General features: G+C 66.1%; 10 protein-coding genes and 1 pseudogene. 3 read left to right on the plus strand and 8 right to left on the minus strand.

What is annotated here, in order from left to right; translation table 11 throughout:
- Positions 1–74: 74 nt before the first annotated feature.
- Together ABCR94_RS17650 and ABCR94_RS17655 are read left to right on the plus strand one after the other, a co-directional pair.
- Complete coding sequence (locus ABCR94_RS17650; RefSeq protein WP_347120270.1) at positions 75–6941, plus strand: polymorphic toxin-type HINT domain-containing protein; 6867 nt, start codon at positions 75–77, stop codon at positions 6939–6941.
- A 1092-nt stretch (positions 6942–8033) separates the two neighbouring features.
- On the plus strand, positions 8034–8354 hold the full coding sequence (locus tag ABCR94_RS17655) for an Imm53 family immunity protein (RefSeq protein WP_347120724.1): 321 nt from the start codon (positions 8034–8036) through the stop codon (positions 8352–8354).
- Positions 8355–8534: 180 nt separating this feature from the next.
- Here the strand turns inward: ABCR94_RS17655 and ABCR94_RS17660 are convergent.
- Positions 8535–8741: pseudogene (locus tag ABCR94_RS17660) on the minus strand (IS30 family transposase); the annotation flags it as partial.
- Between the two features lie 264 nt (positions 8742–9005).
- Between ABCR94_RS17660 and ABCR94_RS17665 the strand changes: the two are divergent.
- On the plus strand, positions 9006–9569 hold the full coding sequence (locus ABCR94_RS17665; RefSeq protein ID WP_347120271.1) for a DinB family protein: 564 nt from the start codon (positions 9006–9008) through the stop codon (positions 9567–9569).
- Between the two features lie 11 nt (positions 9570–9580).
- Here the strand turns inward: ABCR94_RS17665 and ABCR94_RS17670 are convergent, their stop codons facing one another.
- The 7 genes from ABCR94_RS17670 to ABCR94_RS17700 form a co-directional block, all read right to left on the minus strand.
- Positions 9581–10243, minus strand: a complete 663-nt coding sequence (locus tag ABCR94_RS17670; RefSeq protein WP_347120272.1) for a transposase family protein — start codon at positions 10241–10243, stop codon at positions 9581–9583.
- A gap of 81 nt (positions 10244–10324) precedes the next feature.
- Positions 10325–11565, minus strand: a protein-coding gene (locus ABCR94_RS17675) for an IS3 family transposase (RefSeq protein WP_347120273.1) whose coding sequence is annotated in 2 segments (ribosomal slippage) — positions 10325–11292 and positions 11292–11565 — 1242 coding nt in all. Because the reading frame shifts where the segments join, the coding sequence is not laid out codon by codon here.
- Positions 11566–11689: 124 nt separating this feature from the next.
- On the minus strand, positions 11690–12148 hold the full coding sequence (locus ABCR94_RS17680) for a hypothetical protein (RefSeq protein ID WP_347120274.1): 459 nt from the start codon (positions 12146–12148) through the stop codon (positions 11690–11692).
- A gap of 506 nt (positions 12149–12654) precedes the next feature.
- Entirely contained in the window at positions 12655–13650 is a 996-nt protein-coding gene (locus tag ABCR94_RS17685; RefSeq protein ID WP_347120275.1) for a hypothetical protein, read from the minus strand.
- 216 nt (positions 13651–13866) lie between these two features.
- A complete protein-coding gene (locus ABCR94_RS17690; RefSeq protein ID WP_347120276.1) occupies positions 13867–14850 on the minus strand; it encodes an extensin in 984 nt (327 codons plus the stop codon).
- Positions 14847–15770, minus strand: coding sequence for a C40 family peptidase (locus ABCR94_RS17695; RefSeq protein ID WP_347120277.1), 924 nt, complete (start codon positions 15768–15770; stop codon positions 14847–14849). Before ABCR94_RS17695 ends, ABCR94_RS17690 begins: the two co-directional genes overlap by 4 nt.
- The gene (locus ABCR94_RS17700) at positions 15767–16759 is read right to left on the minus strand and encodes a replication-relaxation family protein (RefSeq protein WP_347120278.1); all 993 of its coding nucleotides are present in this window, start codon (positions 16757–16759) and stop codon (positions 15767–15769) included. Before ABCR94_RS17700 ends, ABCR94_RS17695 begins: the two co-directional genes overlap by 4 nt.
- Between the last annotated feature and the right edge of the window lie 3 nt (positions 16760–16762).

A 16762-nucleotide genomic window follows, 5' to 3' on the forward strand; every position in this document is an offset into this window, starting at 1 on the left:
CAGGCCGCTGGCCTGCCCACCCCGACGTATCTCTCCTCACCCTTCTCCTTGATGACCAATCCCACGGAGTCTTCATGTCCATGTCAGCCTGGTTCCGGTCTGAGAGACCGTTCCAGAGCCGTTCGACCCACCGCCGTGTCATCTTCTCGGTCGGCATCGCGCTGACCATCGGTCTGTTGCCGCAGTACGCGCCAACGGCCGAAGCCCAGGGACTGGAACGTCCCGGGCTGCAAGATACGGGCGACCCGGTTCGCGGCAAGAACGCCACCTACAAGAAGCACCAGTCCAACCCGGCAGAGAAGGCACGGGTGAGGGGCCCGGCCAGAGTGGTGTGGCCCACGGCGGGCACCGATGAAATACGCATCGGGACGAAGGCGACCAAGGTAGACGGACTGCCGCTACGGATAGGCCCGGCCAAGAAGGCGGCAAAGGCCAGTTCCACCCCCGACTCGGTCCAAGTCCAGGTCATAAACCGGCAGAAGACGAAGGCCGCCGACATCGACGGGGTGCTGCTGAGCGTCACCCGCACCGATGACCAAGCGCAGCAGGGACAGGCCCAGCTGCAACTCGACTACACCGGCTTCGCCGACGCGTATGGCGGCGACTACGGCTCTCGTCTGCGGTTCGTCCAATACCCCCACTGCCTGCTCACCACCCCGGAGAAGAAGGACTGCTCCACCCCGCGTGAGCTGCGCAGCGAAAACAACGTCGGCGCCCAGAGGCTGACCGCGGACATCCCGCTTGCCGCCTCGGACGGCGGTGTGCGCACTCAGCTGGGCCAGGCCAAAGCAGGCGGCGCCGCGGCCCCGACCGTGATCGCGGCCGTCGCAGGAACCTCCGGCGACCAAGGCACCTTTGGTGCGACTCCTCTCTCGCCTTCGGCGGAGTGGAGCGTGTCGAACTCCTCGGGCGCCTTCAACTGGAGCTACCCGCTGCGTACTCCGCCGGTCCCCAGCGGGCTCGTCCCAGCTCTCTCCTTTGGCTACAACTCGCAGAGCGCAGACGGCCAGACCGCGGCCACCAATAACCAGGGCTCCTGGATCGGGACTGGATTCGGCTACGAGCCGGGCTTCATCGAACGCCGCTACAAAGGTTGCTCCGATGACGGCCACGCCGACACCAATGGCGACCAGTGCTGGGCGTACGACAACGCCACGATCCAGCTCGCCGGTGGGGCTTCAGGCGAGCTGATCAAGGACGATGACACCGGCAAGTGGCGCATCTCCAACGACGACAACTCCAAAGTTGAACACCTCACCGGCGCAGCCAACGAGGACGACAACGGCGAGCACTGGCGCATCACCACCGCCGACGGCACCCAGTACACCTTCGGCCTCGACCGGCTGCCCGGCTGGTCCACGGGCAAGGAGGAGACCAACTCCACCTGGACGGTTCCCGTTTACGGGGACGATGCAGATGAGCCCTGTTACAACGCGACCCTTGCCAACGCCCACTGCCAGCAGGCATGGCGCTGGAACCTGGACTACGTCAAGGACTCGCACGGCAACGTGATGTCGTTCGCCTACGGACGGGAATCCAACTACTACACCCAGGGCCTGAAGACCACGGAGAACGGCAAGGCGTACACCCGCGGCGGCTACCTGCGCAGGATCGACTACGGACAGCGCGACGGCAAGGTCTACACCGAGCCGGCAGCGGGCCGCGTCGTGTTCGAGGTCAACGAGCGATGCATCGGCGCAACGGCCGACTGTGAACCCGCCGACCTGACGGACACCACGGCCACCCGCTGGCCGGATGTCCCCTGGGACCGCAACTGCAAGGTCGACACCAAGTGCGAGGGCCAGAACTCTCCAACGTTTTGGACCCGCAAAAAGCTGGATAAGGTCACTACTCAGGTCCGCGCCGGGACTGGGTACAGTGACGTGGACTCCTGGAAGTTCACCCACCTCTACACCGACAACGGTGACGGCTCCAGGTCGCTGTGGCTGAACAACATCGATCACAGCGGTCACGTCGGCGGCTCCACCGCCACGATGCCCTCGGTCGAACTTCTCGGCCAGCAGCTGCCCAACCGGGTCGACAAACCCGGCGACAACATCCAGGCGATGAATCGCTTCCGGCTCTCGGCCGTCGACAACGACACCGGTGGCCAGCTGGACATCATCTACGCCGACGCCGATTGCACGGCCACCAACCTGCCCGCGGCCGACTCCTCCACCAAGCGGTGCTACCCCGTCAAATGGAACCCGCCGGGCGTGGAAGACCCGATCACCGACTGGTTCCACAAGTACGTGGTCGACCGCGTCGTCCAGACGGACCTCACCGGTGGCGCACCGGACATGGTCAACACCTATGACTACCTGGGTGGCGCAGGCTGGAAGACTCCGAAGCCGGACGGGATCAGCGACCCTGAATACCGCACGCGCAGCGACTGGCGTGGCTACGGCAAGGTGCGGGTCACCAACTCCGACGGCACCATCAACGCGTCCAACACCCGAAGCGAGCACACGTTCCTGCGGGGACTGGGCGGAACGGTCACGGACTCGGAAGGCGCATCGCACTCCGACAGCGACGAACAGTCTGGTTTCGAACTGGAAACCGCGACCTACAACGGCGCGTACACCGCCGACAAGGTCGTCACCAAAAGCATCTCCACCCTCTGGACGCACGCAACGGCAACCCGGGTCAAGAGCTGGGGCACCAGCAAGGCCTGGTACAGCCGTCCTGCGACCATGAGCACTTATACGGCGCTGGAGGGCGGCGGCTGGCAAGAACTCGCCAGCACCACACGCTACGACTCCGCCAGCGGCCGCGTCACTGAGGTGGACGACTACGGCAAGGTCGGCGACGGCAGCGACAACCAGTGCACCCGCACGGAGTACGCCGACAGCGCCACCGCGCACATCCTCACAGCTGTCGCCCGGGTGGAGAAGGTCGCCGTCGCCTGCGCCGACCCCGTCGCACGCAAGACCCAAGTCCTCTCCGACGACCGCACGTTCTACGACGGCATGGGACTCGGTGAAGCGCCCACCAAGGGCGACACCACAAAGGTCCAAAAGCTCACCTCGCACAACGGCACCACAGCCACCTACCGCACTGTTACCGAGTCCGCTCCGGCAGACTTCGACATCTACGGCCGCTTCACCAAGGTCAAGGATGCGGCGGGCAACAGCACCTCGGTCGGCTACACCGAGACCGACGGACTGACGACGCAGAAGACCGAAACCAATGCGCTGAACTGGATCTCCAAAACCGAGTACAAAACGGCATGGGGCCAGCCGTCCGCCAAGGTCGACACGAACGGCAAGCGCACCGACATCGCGTACGACGCGCTCGGCCGTCTCACCTCGGTCTGGATGCCCGACCGCCCCAAGAACGCATCCTTCACCCCCTCGATCAAGTACAGCTACCTGGTCCGCAAGAACGCCCCCGTTGCTGTCAAGACCGAGAAGATTTCCAACGACGGTTCCTACGGAACCGAATACACCCTCTACGACGGCCTGCTGCGGCCTCGCCAGGAGCAGACACAGGGCACTGGCGGTGGCCGAATGGTCGCCGACACCTTCTACGACGGCCTGGGAAGAATCGCCAAGACCTACACGGACTACTACACCTCCGGATCGGCCAGCGACCAGCTGTTCAAAGCAGTCAACGGCGACGTCGACGCACAGACGCGCACTGAATTCGACGGCGCGGGCCGCACGACGGCAAGCATCTTTCAGGTAGCGGGGGAGGAGAAGTGGCGCACCAGCTACGCCTACGGCGGTGACCGGGTGCACGTCGACCCGCCGGCGGGCCAGGCCCCGACGACGACTGTCACCGACGCGCGCGGACACACCACCGATATCCGCCGCTACAAGGGCGACAAGCCGCTGCCGACCGGCACATCCGCCGACTACGAAGCCATGCGCTACACGTACTCCCCGGCCGGCCAGCTCAAGACTGTCAAGGATGCCGCGGCCAACACCTGGTCCTACGAGTACGACCAGCTCGGCAGGAAAACCGACGCCACCGACCCGGACACCGGCAAGTCGAGCTACACCTACGACGTGTTGGACCGCGCGGTGTCTGCCACGGACGCCAAGGGGAAGACGTCAACGAAGTACGACGCCCTCGGCCGCACCCTGTCCACGTGGGAAGGCGAGCCGGACACCGGCACCAGACTCACGCTGTCGACCTACGACAAGCTTGCCAAGGGCGAGCCGCACGGCACCTACCGCTATGCCAAGGGCGCGGTACAGTCCAGCACGGTCGTTGCCGAACTGGATGACATGTACCAGCCGACCAAGGTCAACCACACCCTGGCAGGCACCTCGGCACCAGAGCTCAACGGCACCTACGAGTACACCACCCAGTACAACCGCGACGGCACAGTCCAGTCGGTGGGCATCCCTGCCGCGGGCGGTTTGCCGGCCGAGACACTCTCCTACGTCTACGACGAGCTGCAGCGGCCGACACAGCTGAAGACCTCCCTCGGCAGCACGTACGTAAACGCCGCGCGGTACTCGCCCACCAGTCTTCTCCAGCAGCTGGAGCTGAGCACGGGGGGAGCCGCGGACAAGAAGACCTGGCTGACGTACGAGTACGAACGCGGCTCCGACCGCCTCACACGCTCACGCGTCGACCGCGAAAGCGCTCCCGCCGTCACCTACGACGCGCGCTACACCTACGACGCCACCGGCAACGTCACGGCTGTCGCCGACGCGCCGACCGGCGGCCAGGCCGATGTCCAGTGCTTCGACCATGACTGGCAGCAGCGGCTGACGGACGCCTGGTCCACGGCCAACGCCTCGGACGGCGCAGTCGGTAGCGGCGCCACGAACGCGGCGTGTGCAAGTGCCCCGGCAGCGAGCGCCATCGGCGGCCCGGCCGCCTACTGGCACTCCTTCGAATACGACGCGTCAGGAAACCGCAAGAAGCAGGTCATCCACGGCATCGCCGGCGCGGGCGACACGACCAAGACGTACGCCTACGGCGATCAGGACCAGGACGGCACGGCGGGCGAAAGCGGCGACGGCGGCCCGCACATGCTCACCAAGGTGGTCCAAGACGTCCCCCAGAGTGGCCAGAGCCCAGCGGTCCACTCACAGGACACCTTCACCTATGACGGTGCGGGCAATACCGACAAGCGCATCCTCAACGGCGACACCCAGACTCTCGACTGGAACGCCGAAGGGAAACTGACCAAGTCCACGCAGGGCACGAAGGAATCCACCTTCGCCTACGACGCCGCAGGCGAGCGAGTCCTGCGGACCGAACCCGATGCCACAACCTTCTACCTGCCCGGCATGGAACTGCGACTGGACGCCGCAACCAAGGCAACCGCGGGAACCCGCTATTACAGCATGGCTTCAGAAACGGTGGCGTTGCGGACGAAGGACGGTGTGGAATTCCTCGCCTCCGATCCGCATGGCACTGCCGAGATCGCAGTCAATGCGGTCACGGGACAGATCACGCGCCGACGCATGGACCCCTTCGGCAGCGAGCGCGGTGACAATCCGACACCGTGGGTCGATGACAAGGGCTTCCTCGGCAAGTCCACCGACAAGTCGACAGGCCTCACTCACATCGGCGCTCGTGAATACGAGCCAGAAAACGGCCGCTTCATCTCGGCCGACCCCATCATCAACGTCACGAACCCACAGCAGATCAACGGATACGCGTACGCCAACAACAGCCCCATCAGCAATGCTGACCCCACTGGCCTGTGCGCAGAAGTCGGTTGCCCGAGCATAGACAGGAACGGTGTCAACCACACACCTTTGCCCCGTGGCTCTAAGCAGGCCACTCCATGGCCGCCGCCCAGGCCATCGGTTGCCCATCATCAGAGCTATGTCACCCAGGCCCACAGGGCATCGGACGGCAGCAGGCAACGAGCGGAGGCTGCCAAACAACGCGCGATAGCGGCCGCCAAGGAGCTCGTGGACATCGCAATGGACGAGTTGGGCATCACCGATGCGCTGGATTGCTTCACCACGGGCAGTCTCGGGGCCTGCGGCGCAACAGCGCTTAATGTTGCCACCAGCTTTGTAGGTGGACTCGCTGGCAAGCTCCTTACGAAATACGGCGCTCCTTGGAAATGGAACAAAGCAGCTGACCTCGTGAAGAGCGTGTGGGGTCTCCTGAAGAAGACCACCAACGGCTTCAGATCGTGGTACAAGAACAAGAAGTCAGCCGACAGGCTGGATTCAGTTGCCGTCGGGTGTATAAGCAAAAATAGTTTCCTTCCAACTACCAAAGTCTTGATGGCAGATGGCACGGCCAAGGAGATCAAGGAAATTGGAATCGGCGAGAAGGTCTTCGCCACTGATCTGGAAACTGGCAAGACTCAGACCCAAACGGTCACTGCCGAGATTAAGGGCAAGGGAGTGAAACTCCTTGTCAAGGTCACTATTGACATAGATGGAAAGAAGGGTGACAAGACCGCCTCGGTCACCGCGACGGACGGCCACCCCTTCTGGGCCCCCGAGCTCGATGAGTGGGTCAAAGCGACTGACCTGGCGCCAGGCCAGTGGCTGTACACCAGTGCTGGCAAACGTGTCCAAGCGATCTCAGTCGACCGCTTTGAGCGCCAAAGCAAGGTCTATAACCTCACGGTCGCAGAGCTCCACACGTACTATGTGCTGGCGGGCGAGACTCCGGTACTCGTTCACAATGCAACGCCAGGTCAGAAGTGCGATCTGACGCTGGGTTCTGGTCCGAATGCCCGAGAGGGAGTAGGCCTGGAGAACGGTGACATTGAAGCAGGTGGCGTTAGAGATCTGATCAATGAATCCGGAAATAAGCACGGCTGTCACACTTGCGATGCCACGACCCCTGGCACCAAGAACGGGGACTGGATTCCGGATCACCAGCCGCCGTCTAGTCTCGTCGCTCCCGGATCTCCTCAGACGGCGTATCCTCACTGTCTGTCCTGCGCTAGGCGGCAGGGTGGGGTCGTCTCGCAACTTTCACAAGGAAAGAGTAAGAAGGAATGGTAGCTAATAGCCCTGTGGTTGCATTCCTGGCAAAAATCGAACATGGATGCCTGATCTTGCGGGATGCGAGAAGTGACGATGACGTCAGCGACTGGGACCCAGCGTCGAGCAGTTGGTATCAAGAGGGCAGCTCGCTCATCTTCGGTGTCCAGGCCAGCGTCGATGGTCCTGTCGAATGCGAGGTATGGAAGTCGACCCCACCCGTGGTGCTTCCTGCGAACCTCTTTGAGGTGTCACTCCCATGTCCGTCTGGGTGGCTCGTATTGCACGACCCGAACGAATACGCCCGAATGCAATTCACGGGATTCCGTGGCTCTGTGACCTGTTCGGCAATGGTGGATGATCCGCAATTTCCGTCAAAGGTTCAGATCTTGCTGAGGGCGGAAGGCGAGTAACTCCTTGACGCTCACAGGAACGGGCGAGGTTCTATTCGGAGGTCTCGCCAGTTTCTCACATATGGCGTGAGGGCGTCTTTCTGCTGGGGGATGTCGACCTTCCCGCGCCATTCCGAACTGCAAAGTTGAAGCCCCGTCAGGTATGTCCTGGCGGGGCCTCTGCATGTGGTGACGGCAGTAGTTGACGGCAACGTCAGCGGACGATGGTTCCGCGCAGTGGCGGGTCGTTGCCGTCGTCGCGGGTCGGCTCATGGCTGGCAGGGCCGTCGAGTGCCGTGCCTGAGGATGTCGATGCCGTCGCGCTGGAACCGGAGCCTGACGTGGGCGTAGACGGTTGCGGAACTCCATACGTACTATGTGGTTGCCGGTAGTGAATCGATATTGGTTCACAATGCACGTGGCGGTGGCCAACAGCCCGATCGTCGGGCCGTTGCCGATGGCATTGGATATCCGCATACAACGATTCAGTGGCACGGCGGTACAGGCCAGGTGAAGAAGTACCAAGACTGGCGCACGCAGACTAACCCGAAGAGTCCGCACCCGTTTGAAGCAGGCCCTCGGTTTGACCTAGAAGGGCCGGCCCATAGGAACGCGGATGGGACGTCGGTGTCGACGCCTCACATGAATGAACCGGATGGTAGCGCTCGGTCGCTGGAGGACTGTGAGAAGCCGCGTGGTTGCCAGTAAACCTCAGAGCATGATGGGTTTCCTTCAATCGTGGTATCAATCTCAGTGCGATGGGGTTTGGGAGCACGAGTTTGGGATTCGGATCGAAACGCTCGACAATCCCGGTTGGAACATCGAAATTGATCTCACTGGGACCGATGCTGAGGGACTCAGACTCCCGAAGACGGATATGCGGACGAGCCCTGATGGGAGATGGCTCTGGCTATCGTCCAACGGGGAAAAATTCGAGGCATCGTGTGACCCGGTCTCCATAGATCATGCGATTCTTCGATTCAAAGAGCTAGTGGAAGGAGGCGGGAAGGAGTCGAACGATGACTCTGATCCCGATTCCTGAAGGAATTCGCCCTCCTCGAACATCGAGAAGATATGAGATTGGCGAAGCGGGTATCAGCGGTGTCCGCGTTGGACCCCTCATTTTACGAGATGGCCGACATTCCTGAATGTGCCGCTGCCCGGAGCCTGGAGGTTCCGGGCAGCGGTGTTGTCGCGGATGCGGCCGGGCCGTGCCTTAGATTCAACCGGTCAAGGCAACACTCTCGGCTGGAGTACGGAATCCCAGGCACTTGCGCGGGCGGTTGTTGAGCTTCGTCGCGATGGCGTCGACATCGGCCTGGCTGAACAGCGACAGGTTCGTTCCCTTGGGCAGGTACTGCCGGAGGAGCTTGTTCGTGTTCTCGTTGGTGCTGCGTTGCCAGGGGCTCCGCGGAGCCGCGAAGAACACTGAGTCTTCGCCATCTTCGAACATGCAGGTCGGAGGTTCTGGCGTGGCGCTCGCTCGGGATACTCATGCTGATCTAGGGCGGGAGTCTGCGGTCTTGATCATCCGTCATGTCATCGGTCGAGGCTGCGCCGCTCGCGGCGGCGCGGCCCGAAGGGCACATCAGGATCCAGCGTCACCTCCGGTGCGGTACGTCTCGCGGCCTACGGCCAGCGACGGCGTCCGCGAGGGGCGCAGCCAGGTCTCCGCCGTATGTAGTGTGCGGAAATGACAAGAAGCGAGCGACTCGCGGACCAGTTGGACTGGTACTGGAGCAAGAACCTGCGGCCACGGCTGGAGGGTCTTACCGACGAGGAGTACTTCTGGGAGCCGGTGCGCGGCTGCTGGAGCATCCGCCCACGTGGCACGTCGGCCGCACCGATGTCGGAAGGTTCGGGGGAATGGACGATGGACTTCGCGTCCCCTGCCCCGGTGCCTGCGCCGGTGACCACGATTGCCTGGCGGCTGGCGCACATCACCGTCTCCTGCCTGGGCTATCGGGTCGGATGGCACTTCGGCGGCCAGGACCTCGTGTCCCAGGCATTCGCCTACGCGGGGACCGCTGACGAGGCGCTAAAACAGCTCGATGAGATGTATGGGAGATGGAACGCGGGGGTCCGCGAGCTCTCGGACGCTGACCTGGACAATCCGCCCACGGTGGGTCCCGAGCGGTTTCCCATGGAAAACAGGGTCCTGCACGTCAACAGGGAGCTGATCCATCACGGCGCCGAGATTTCGCTGCTGCGCGACCTCTACCGCTGGCAGGACGGAGCCGTACCGCGCCGAATATGACTGATCATCTGTCAGCGTGAAAGCTCGAGGTTCGAGAGGACCAGGAGAGCGCGCAGGAGGTCGGTGGCGCGAGCGGGCTCGGTGCGGAGTTTGGTGAGGATGCGCCAGGTCTTCAGGTGCGCGAAGCCGTGTTCGACGGGAGCGCGTGCGGCGGCCAGGACGCGGTTGGCCTGCTTCTCGCCGGGGGTGAGCTTGTGGGCGCGGGTGGCCTTGAAGCCGGTGACGATCACCGGGTCGTCGCTGTCGTCGGTGAGGCCGAGGAAGCCGAGGTCGGCCAGGGCGCCGAGGCCGACCACGCGCAGGTGGGTGAGGATGTGGTCGCGGCGGGCGGCGGTGATGTCGTGGGTGCGGCCGGGGCGAGCCGCGGAGATCCAGATCAGGCGGCCGTTCTCGTCGGTGAGGGCGAGGAAGTGCAGGCCGTGACGGCGGTGCTTGCCGGAGTAGTTGGGCCGGTTCGCGGCGCCGGTGCGGCGGACGGTGGGGATCAGGGTGCCGTCGATGAGAACGACCTCGCCACCCCGTTTCGCGATCGTCTTGCATGCACGGTCCAGGCGGAGCACGGCGAGCACGATGATCACGATCCGTCCGGGCGGCAGGGCTCGCCAGCGGGATCCGATCATCTTCAGGTGGCGGCTCAGCAGATCGGTGCAGTACTCGTTGGTTCCTCGGGACACCGGCAGGCGGCACTGGTAGACAGGGAAGCCGGTGTCCCTGGCGGGCTCGCTGATTGAACCGCTCCGGGTTCGGTAGAGACTCTAGATTGTGGCTGTGACCTGCGGTTCTTGGGTGTTCTGTTGGTAGTAGGTGGTTTCGTATTCGGCTGGTGGTACGTGGCCTATTTCACCGTGGAGTCGTCGGTGGTTGTACCAGTCGACCCATTCGGCTGTGGCCAACTCGACGTTGCTGAGGGCCTTCCAGGGATGCTGCGGTTTGATCAGCTCGGTTTTGTGCAGACCGATGGTCGATTCCATCAGGGCGTTGTCGAGGGCGTCTCCGACGGTGCCGATGGACGCCGCGATCTGTTCAGATGCCAGGTGCGCGGCGAGCCGGAAGCTGGTGTATTGCGAGCCGGCATCGGAGTGGTGGATCAACTGCCGTGCGATGACGGGGGTGTTCGCGCGGTCGCGTTGCCACAGGCCCATCTCGAGTGCGGACAGCACCAGCGGGGTCTGCTTGTTCGTCGACGCCGACCAGCCGACGATCCGGCGGGAGAAGGTGTCCACGACGAAGGCGACGTAGACGGTGCCGGACCAGGTGGCCACGTAGGTGAAGTCGGCGACCCACACCCGGTTGGGGGCGCTGGCCACGAACTGCCGGCCCAGCCGGTCCGGGGCCCGGTCGGCTTCCCTGTCCGCCCTGGTGGTGATGATCTTCTTCCCGCGCACCGCCCCCGTGAGACCCTCGGCCTTCATCAGGCGCTCGACGGTGCACCGCGCCACCTGATGGCCTCGGCGCTTCAGCTCGGCCCAGATCTTGCGGGCTCCGTAGACGCTGTAGTTGTCCCGGAAGATCTCCACGATCAGGAGTGCCAGTTCCGCGTCCCGCAGGGCACGGGCCGACGGTGGGCGCTTCTTGTGGGCGTAGTAGGTGGACGGGTGGATGCTGCAGTCATGCTCGGTGAGCGTCCTGCAGATCGGCTCGACTCCGCCGAAGCGGTCCCGGTGCTCGTCGATGAACGCTACGAGCGTGTGTGTGGCCGGTCGAGCTCGGCCGCGAAGAAACTTGCCGCAGCCTTGAGGATCTCGTTCGCCCGCTTCAGCTCGGCGACCTCCCTCTTCAGGGCCTTGAGCTGGGCGGATTCCTCGGTCGTGGTCCCCATCCGGGCACCGGCGTCGACCTCGGCCCGACGCACCCAGTTCCGCAAGGACTCCGGCCCGATGTCGAGCTTCGCTCCGATCGAGCGGATCGCCGCGGACTCGGTCTTGTACTGATCACGAGTCTCCAGGACCAGACGCACGGCCCGCTCCTTGATCTCCTTCGGATACTGCTTCGCCATAACGGACTCGATCCTTCCAAAAGATCGAGCCTCGATCAAACCCGGAACGGTTCAGATCCTCTTCATGCACACGTCGAGCCAACGGCCGCCGGGGGCATGCCGGTTACGGGCGCGACCCTCGTTCCTACGCTGCGATCTGGAAGCGTCCGTCAGGCAGTTTGCGCAGCAAGCCCCGCCCGGCGAGCTTGCTCAACTTGCCGCGCAGCGGCTCCAGTCTGCCCTTCACCTCGACCTCGAGGCCAAGCTCGACGCCGACGCCCTTGACCCGGATGGGGCCACCGGCATTCCGCACGATCTTCATGAGCCGCTGGTAGTCCGGCGGCAGGACCTCCTCGCCCGCGCCCGCCTCCCGGTGCGGGACCAGCAGCACACCGCGCCCGCCCACCTGCACCGTCGCTGCCTGCGCCGACGGTCTCTCGGCGTCCAGCTGGGCGTGCATCCGTTCCCACACGCGCATCGCCACCACGAGCTCCTCGCGCTCGGCACGGACCGCATCGAGCCGCTCGGCCAGGAGCTTCTCCTCCTCATCGAGCTCCGCCCGGCGGGCCGCAACGCGTTCGGTGACCTCGTTGATCTCCGTCATCCCGCGAGCCTACGAACCCGTACGATCCCGCGACCTGGAAACGAACAGACCGGCCTTGACCGCCGCCTGACGATCAAGAGCGCAGACTGCCGCCCACGACCAGCCCGAGCATGCTCACAGGCGATCACGCCACCCCGATGACCTGCGACTTCAAGATGGCGGGGCTTCACTGATCGACTCCCCAGCCCTCCACCGCCGCCACAAGTCGGCCTTCATCTCATCCGGCATCCCCGGCCGACCCATCCTCGCCATGCCTACCGCCCTCAACCAGCACTGTTGCTCTGACACGTTGAAGCTCAGGTCTGAGTGTGAACGAATGGGCGCTCGACCACGCTGGCATAACCTCGGTGGAAGCGGGGTTCCGCAGCGTGCAGGACACGTTCACCTCCCGGAGCTGACGGCGCCCCGGCCACCCGTCACGGGAAGCCGCCGGGCCGAGCGCAACATGTGAGGGGCTGGTCGCCCGAGGTGGGCGACCAGCCCCTCAACTCACTGCCGTGCCGCGGTTACGCAGTGACCGTTCCAGCGCGCCGGTAGGTGCGGGGCCGGTCGGTGACCTGCTCGGCGAGGCCCTGCTGGGTGAGGGTGGCCAGGGCGTTCGCGATGGCTCCGGACGAGCGGTCGATCATGCGGCTGATGCCTGTGGCGGTGAAGGCTTCGGTGGGGTGGGCAGTGAGGTGGTCGATGACCATCTGGCGCAGTCCGCCCGGTGCGAGCCGTTTGCTGCCCGTGGCCGTGGCCGTAGGCACGGGCACGGGCGCGGCCGGAGTAGCTGGAGCCGGGGTGGAGGTGTTCTTTCCGGTGGCCGTGTCCGCGGCATTCGGCGTCGGTGCGGCGGGCGGGGTGGAATCCGTGGTGTCAGAGGTGTCGGTCTGCGCCTCGGCGGCAGCCGGTCCGGGGTGGGCGGCGGGGGGAGCCTCGCCGGTGTCGTCGTCGTAGGCCGGGGTGTTGGAGGGTGTGGTGGTGCCTGCCGGGGCGGGAGTTTCCACGGGGGCGATCGCCTGTTCCTGCGCGGGCGGGGTGGGGGTGACCGGGGTCGGCGGCGTCTCCTGTGCCGTGATCGCCGTTGCGCCGCTGTCCGTGTCGGGTGAGGTCTCCGCCCGCTTTTCGTCGGTGTCCGGCGCGTTGCCGGTGCCGTGGTCGGGTGTGGAGGAGGCGGGTGTTGCCGTGTCGGCTGTGCCCGGGTCTGCCGTGTCCGTGGCGGAGGCGGGGGCGGGGGTGGGCTGCCAGCGGTCGGGGGTGCGGCGGGGGCCGTCGTGGCCGCCGGGGATGCGTACGACGAGGCGCTGTTCTTCGAGCGTGACGAGGGCTTTTCCGGCGGTGGAACGGCCGATCCCGGCGGCGAGGGCGAGTTCGGCAGTGGTGGCCGGGGCGGTGAGGGCAGCAAGTTGGGTGAACAGGGCGGCGGGGGCTCCGGTGAGTCCGGTCAACGGCTCGGTGGGGGTGCCGGGTTCGGGGACGGCGTGCAGGGTGCGGTGGGTTGGGTGGGTGGTTTTGGTCATGGTGGGGCCTCGTTCTTCCCTGTGGTGCGGATGAAGGGGGTCCCCGGCCGGGGTGTGAACGCACACTTAGCGTGCTCACGGAGTGCTGGTGCGGGCGGCGTGTACGGCGCGGTATCTGCCCGTTCCAGCGACCACCATGAACGCTCCGCTTCACCACCAAGTCAAGCCCGGTGCGCGGCGGCTGCGAGACGGGCCGGTCAGACGTGTTGTGGCTGGTCAAGAGAGTGCCGCCCGGTCGGCGGGTGGGTCGGCCGGTCGGTGCCGGTCGGTTGGTTCGCGGTGGCCGGTCGGTGGATCGGTCGGGCGGTCGGTGAGGAGCTGGGTGCGGATCTGTTCGGCGCGGGCGGTGCCGATGTGCAGCGTGGTGCGCAGCCGCCACGTGCTGACCGGCCTCCCGGTCTGGGCCTGTGCTGCCGTGTTCAGCGCGCGGGCGCGGTCCCGTAGATCGGCGTCGGTCGGCCCGTCTACAGCCGGTCGGTCCCGGTCGGTCGGACGGCCGGGAGCGGGCGCGTCGGGGCCCGGGGCGGGACCGCTGCCGCCCGGGACAGGCCCGGCCGCGTCCGACCCAGTTGGCGGGCCGGATACGGCCGGGCGCGGGGGCATGCCTGGTGGGGGCGGTTCGGTCAACAGGGCGGTCGATGGCGGGGGTTTACCGGATCGGTGGGATCTGCCCGGTTCTGACCCGCACGAAGCGGGGTCGGCGCTAGGATCGGCACAGTCGATTTGCTCGAGCAGCGGGGCCACGGCGCGGCGGTATGCGGCGGTGGTTTCGGTGAGCAGGATGAGCAGGACGGTCGGTACCGCGTGCAGGAGGATGCCGGCCGGGTCGGGGTCGGTCGGCCAGCCGAACGGGCCGGTCGGCCTGGGCAGTCGGTCGGTCGGTGCGCCGGTGGGCCAGATCGATTCCCAGGTGTTCATCAGTGTTGCCGTGATGCCGGTGAACCAGCGCAGGGCTGTGGACCAGGCGGGTGGGCGGAGGTTCCAGGCGGCGAGGCGGGCGTCCGCGTACAGGATTGCGGCGAGTGCGAGGGCGACCATCGGGTCCAGGAGCAGCGCGATCGGCCAGGGGACGCCGCGACTCGTGGCGAACAGGGTGACGTTCACCGCGGTGAACACCAGCGCGAGGACGGCCACCCCGGCCAGCGCCCGGGTGAGTGCGGTCAGCAGGGCCTGGGCCTGCGCCGGAGTGGGCGTGCTCACCGCGCAGCATCCTGAGCGGACGGCCGGGTGGCGGCGAGGTAGTCCTTCCAGCGGTAGTCCTCGATGCGGACGACGGACCGCCGGTTGGGGGCGTTGATCATCTGGTTGTTGCCGATGTAGAGGCCGACGTGATGGATACGGCCGGGAGCGCCGTAGAAGACGAGGTCACCGGGCAGGAGCGGCTGCCCGGCGGGGACTTTGGGGGTTGCCTGGTACTGGGCCTGGGCGACCCGGGGCAGGGCGATCCCGGCCGCGGCGTAGGCGGCCTTGGTCAGTCCGGAGCAGTCGAAGCCGCCCTCGGCCGGCCCGTCACCGCCCCACAGATAGGGGATGCCGAGCTGGGCGCGGGCGAATGCCACCGCCTTTCCCGCGGCAGCGGTGGGCGGGGCTGCTGCTGCCTCGTACTCGTCGGCGATCTTCAGGACGTGGTTCACGTATACGTCGTCGTGGTTGTAGTGCCAGATGGCCCGGCGCAGGTTCTTGCCGTTCTTGGCCCCGTTGGCGCAGAGCAGGCGGGCGGCGGCGAACACGGCGTCGACGGGGTCCCAGGGGGTGGGTGGGTTCTTCCCGCCCGGCGGCACCGGGTACGCGTAGAGGGGGAAGGTGGTCGGCATGAATTGCATCGGCCCCACTGCTCCCGCGCTGGACACCATGGTCGGGTGCCTGCCGTGGTCCGTTTCTACCTTCCCGATGGCGGCGAGCACGGTCCAGGACAGGCCGGGGCACTCCGGTGCGGCCCGCCGGTACAGCGCCAGCATCGGGGCCGGAATGTCGGCGAGCGCGTGCGTACTCGGCGCGGCCGAAGCCCCGCCGCCGGGGAGCAGGGACGAGAGCAGCGCGGCGATGACGAGCGCGGCGAGCAGCGGCAGGGCGAGGACTGCGCAGCCGATGCCGCCCGCTGTTTTGGTGAGTGTGCTCATGCCGGGCCGGGGGTCGGTGGGCGGGGCGGTGTGGGGTGCCAGGGGAGTGCCGCGTGGCGGCCGGAGGCGGGAACGGGCAGGAGGCTGGTGTCGGTGAGGGCGGGGGAGATGTCGGGCCAGTGGGTGGCGAGTTGGGGCGGGGTGAGCCGTCCGGTGGTGGAGGAGTTCAGCGGGAGCCAGACAGGATCGGTGGGGGTGCCGAGTTGAGTGTTGCTGGTGGCAACGGGCAGGTCGAGGCGGTCGGCGGCGTCGGCGAGACGGTGACGGAGCGCGGATTCGCGGCGGGCGCCGGCCGTGTGGATGAGAAGAGGCGTGCGGGTGGCGGTAGTGGCGGCGAGGGCAGCGTAGCCGGGGAGTTTCGCTTCCAGGCGGGCGAGGTTGTAGGAGCCGGTGTCGTACTCCAGGAAGAACGGCAGGAGGTGACTGCTGTCGGGTGCGGTGGTGTGGGCGTAGCCGTCGGGGCGGACCCAGTCGCCCCACAGTCGTGTGGCGGAGCGCTCGGAGAGCCAGATGGGGAGGGTGGTGTGGGTGGCGAGGTGGGTGAGGAGGGTGTTGACGCCGAGGGTGTGCTCCAGGGTGGGGGAGAACGCGATGCGGGCGCAGTTGTCTTTGCGCCAGCCGGTGGCGGGGAGGTCGACGCCTGCTTGGGCGGCGAGGAGTTCGGCTCCGGCTTTGCCGAGGGTGTAGTGCTCGGGGGCGGAGCCCCGGGTACGCAGGGGGCGGAAGGAGTCGAGGACGCCCATGAAGTAGAGCTCGCGCAGGCGGCGGGTGGCGGAGCGGTGGCCGGTGAAGGCGAGCGTGGTGATGTGGTGCGAGGTGAGGACCTTGTGTTCGTGGAGCATGCGGATGAGCCACAGGTCGCGGGGAGTGAGGCGTGCGGCGAGCTGGGCGAGGTCGGTGCGGGCCCGGGAGGGCTGGGCGGGGCGGCGTCGGCGGGAGGCGGCCCGGGGGATGTATCCGGGGTTGGGGTGTGGACCTGTCGTGGGCATGAC

It is taken from the genome of Streptomyces changchenzhani (genome assembly GCF_039766235.1).
In the GTDB taxonomy this organism is placed as follows: Bacteria; Actinomycetota; Actinomycetes; order Streptomycetales; family Streptomycetaceae; genus Streptomyces.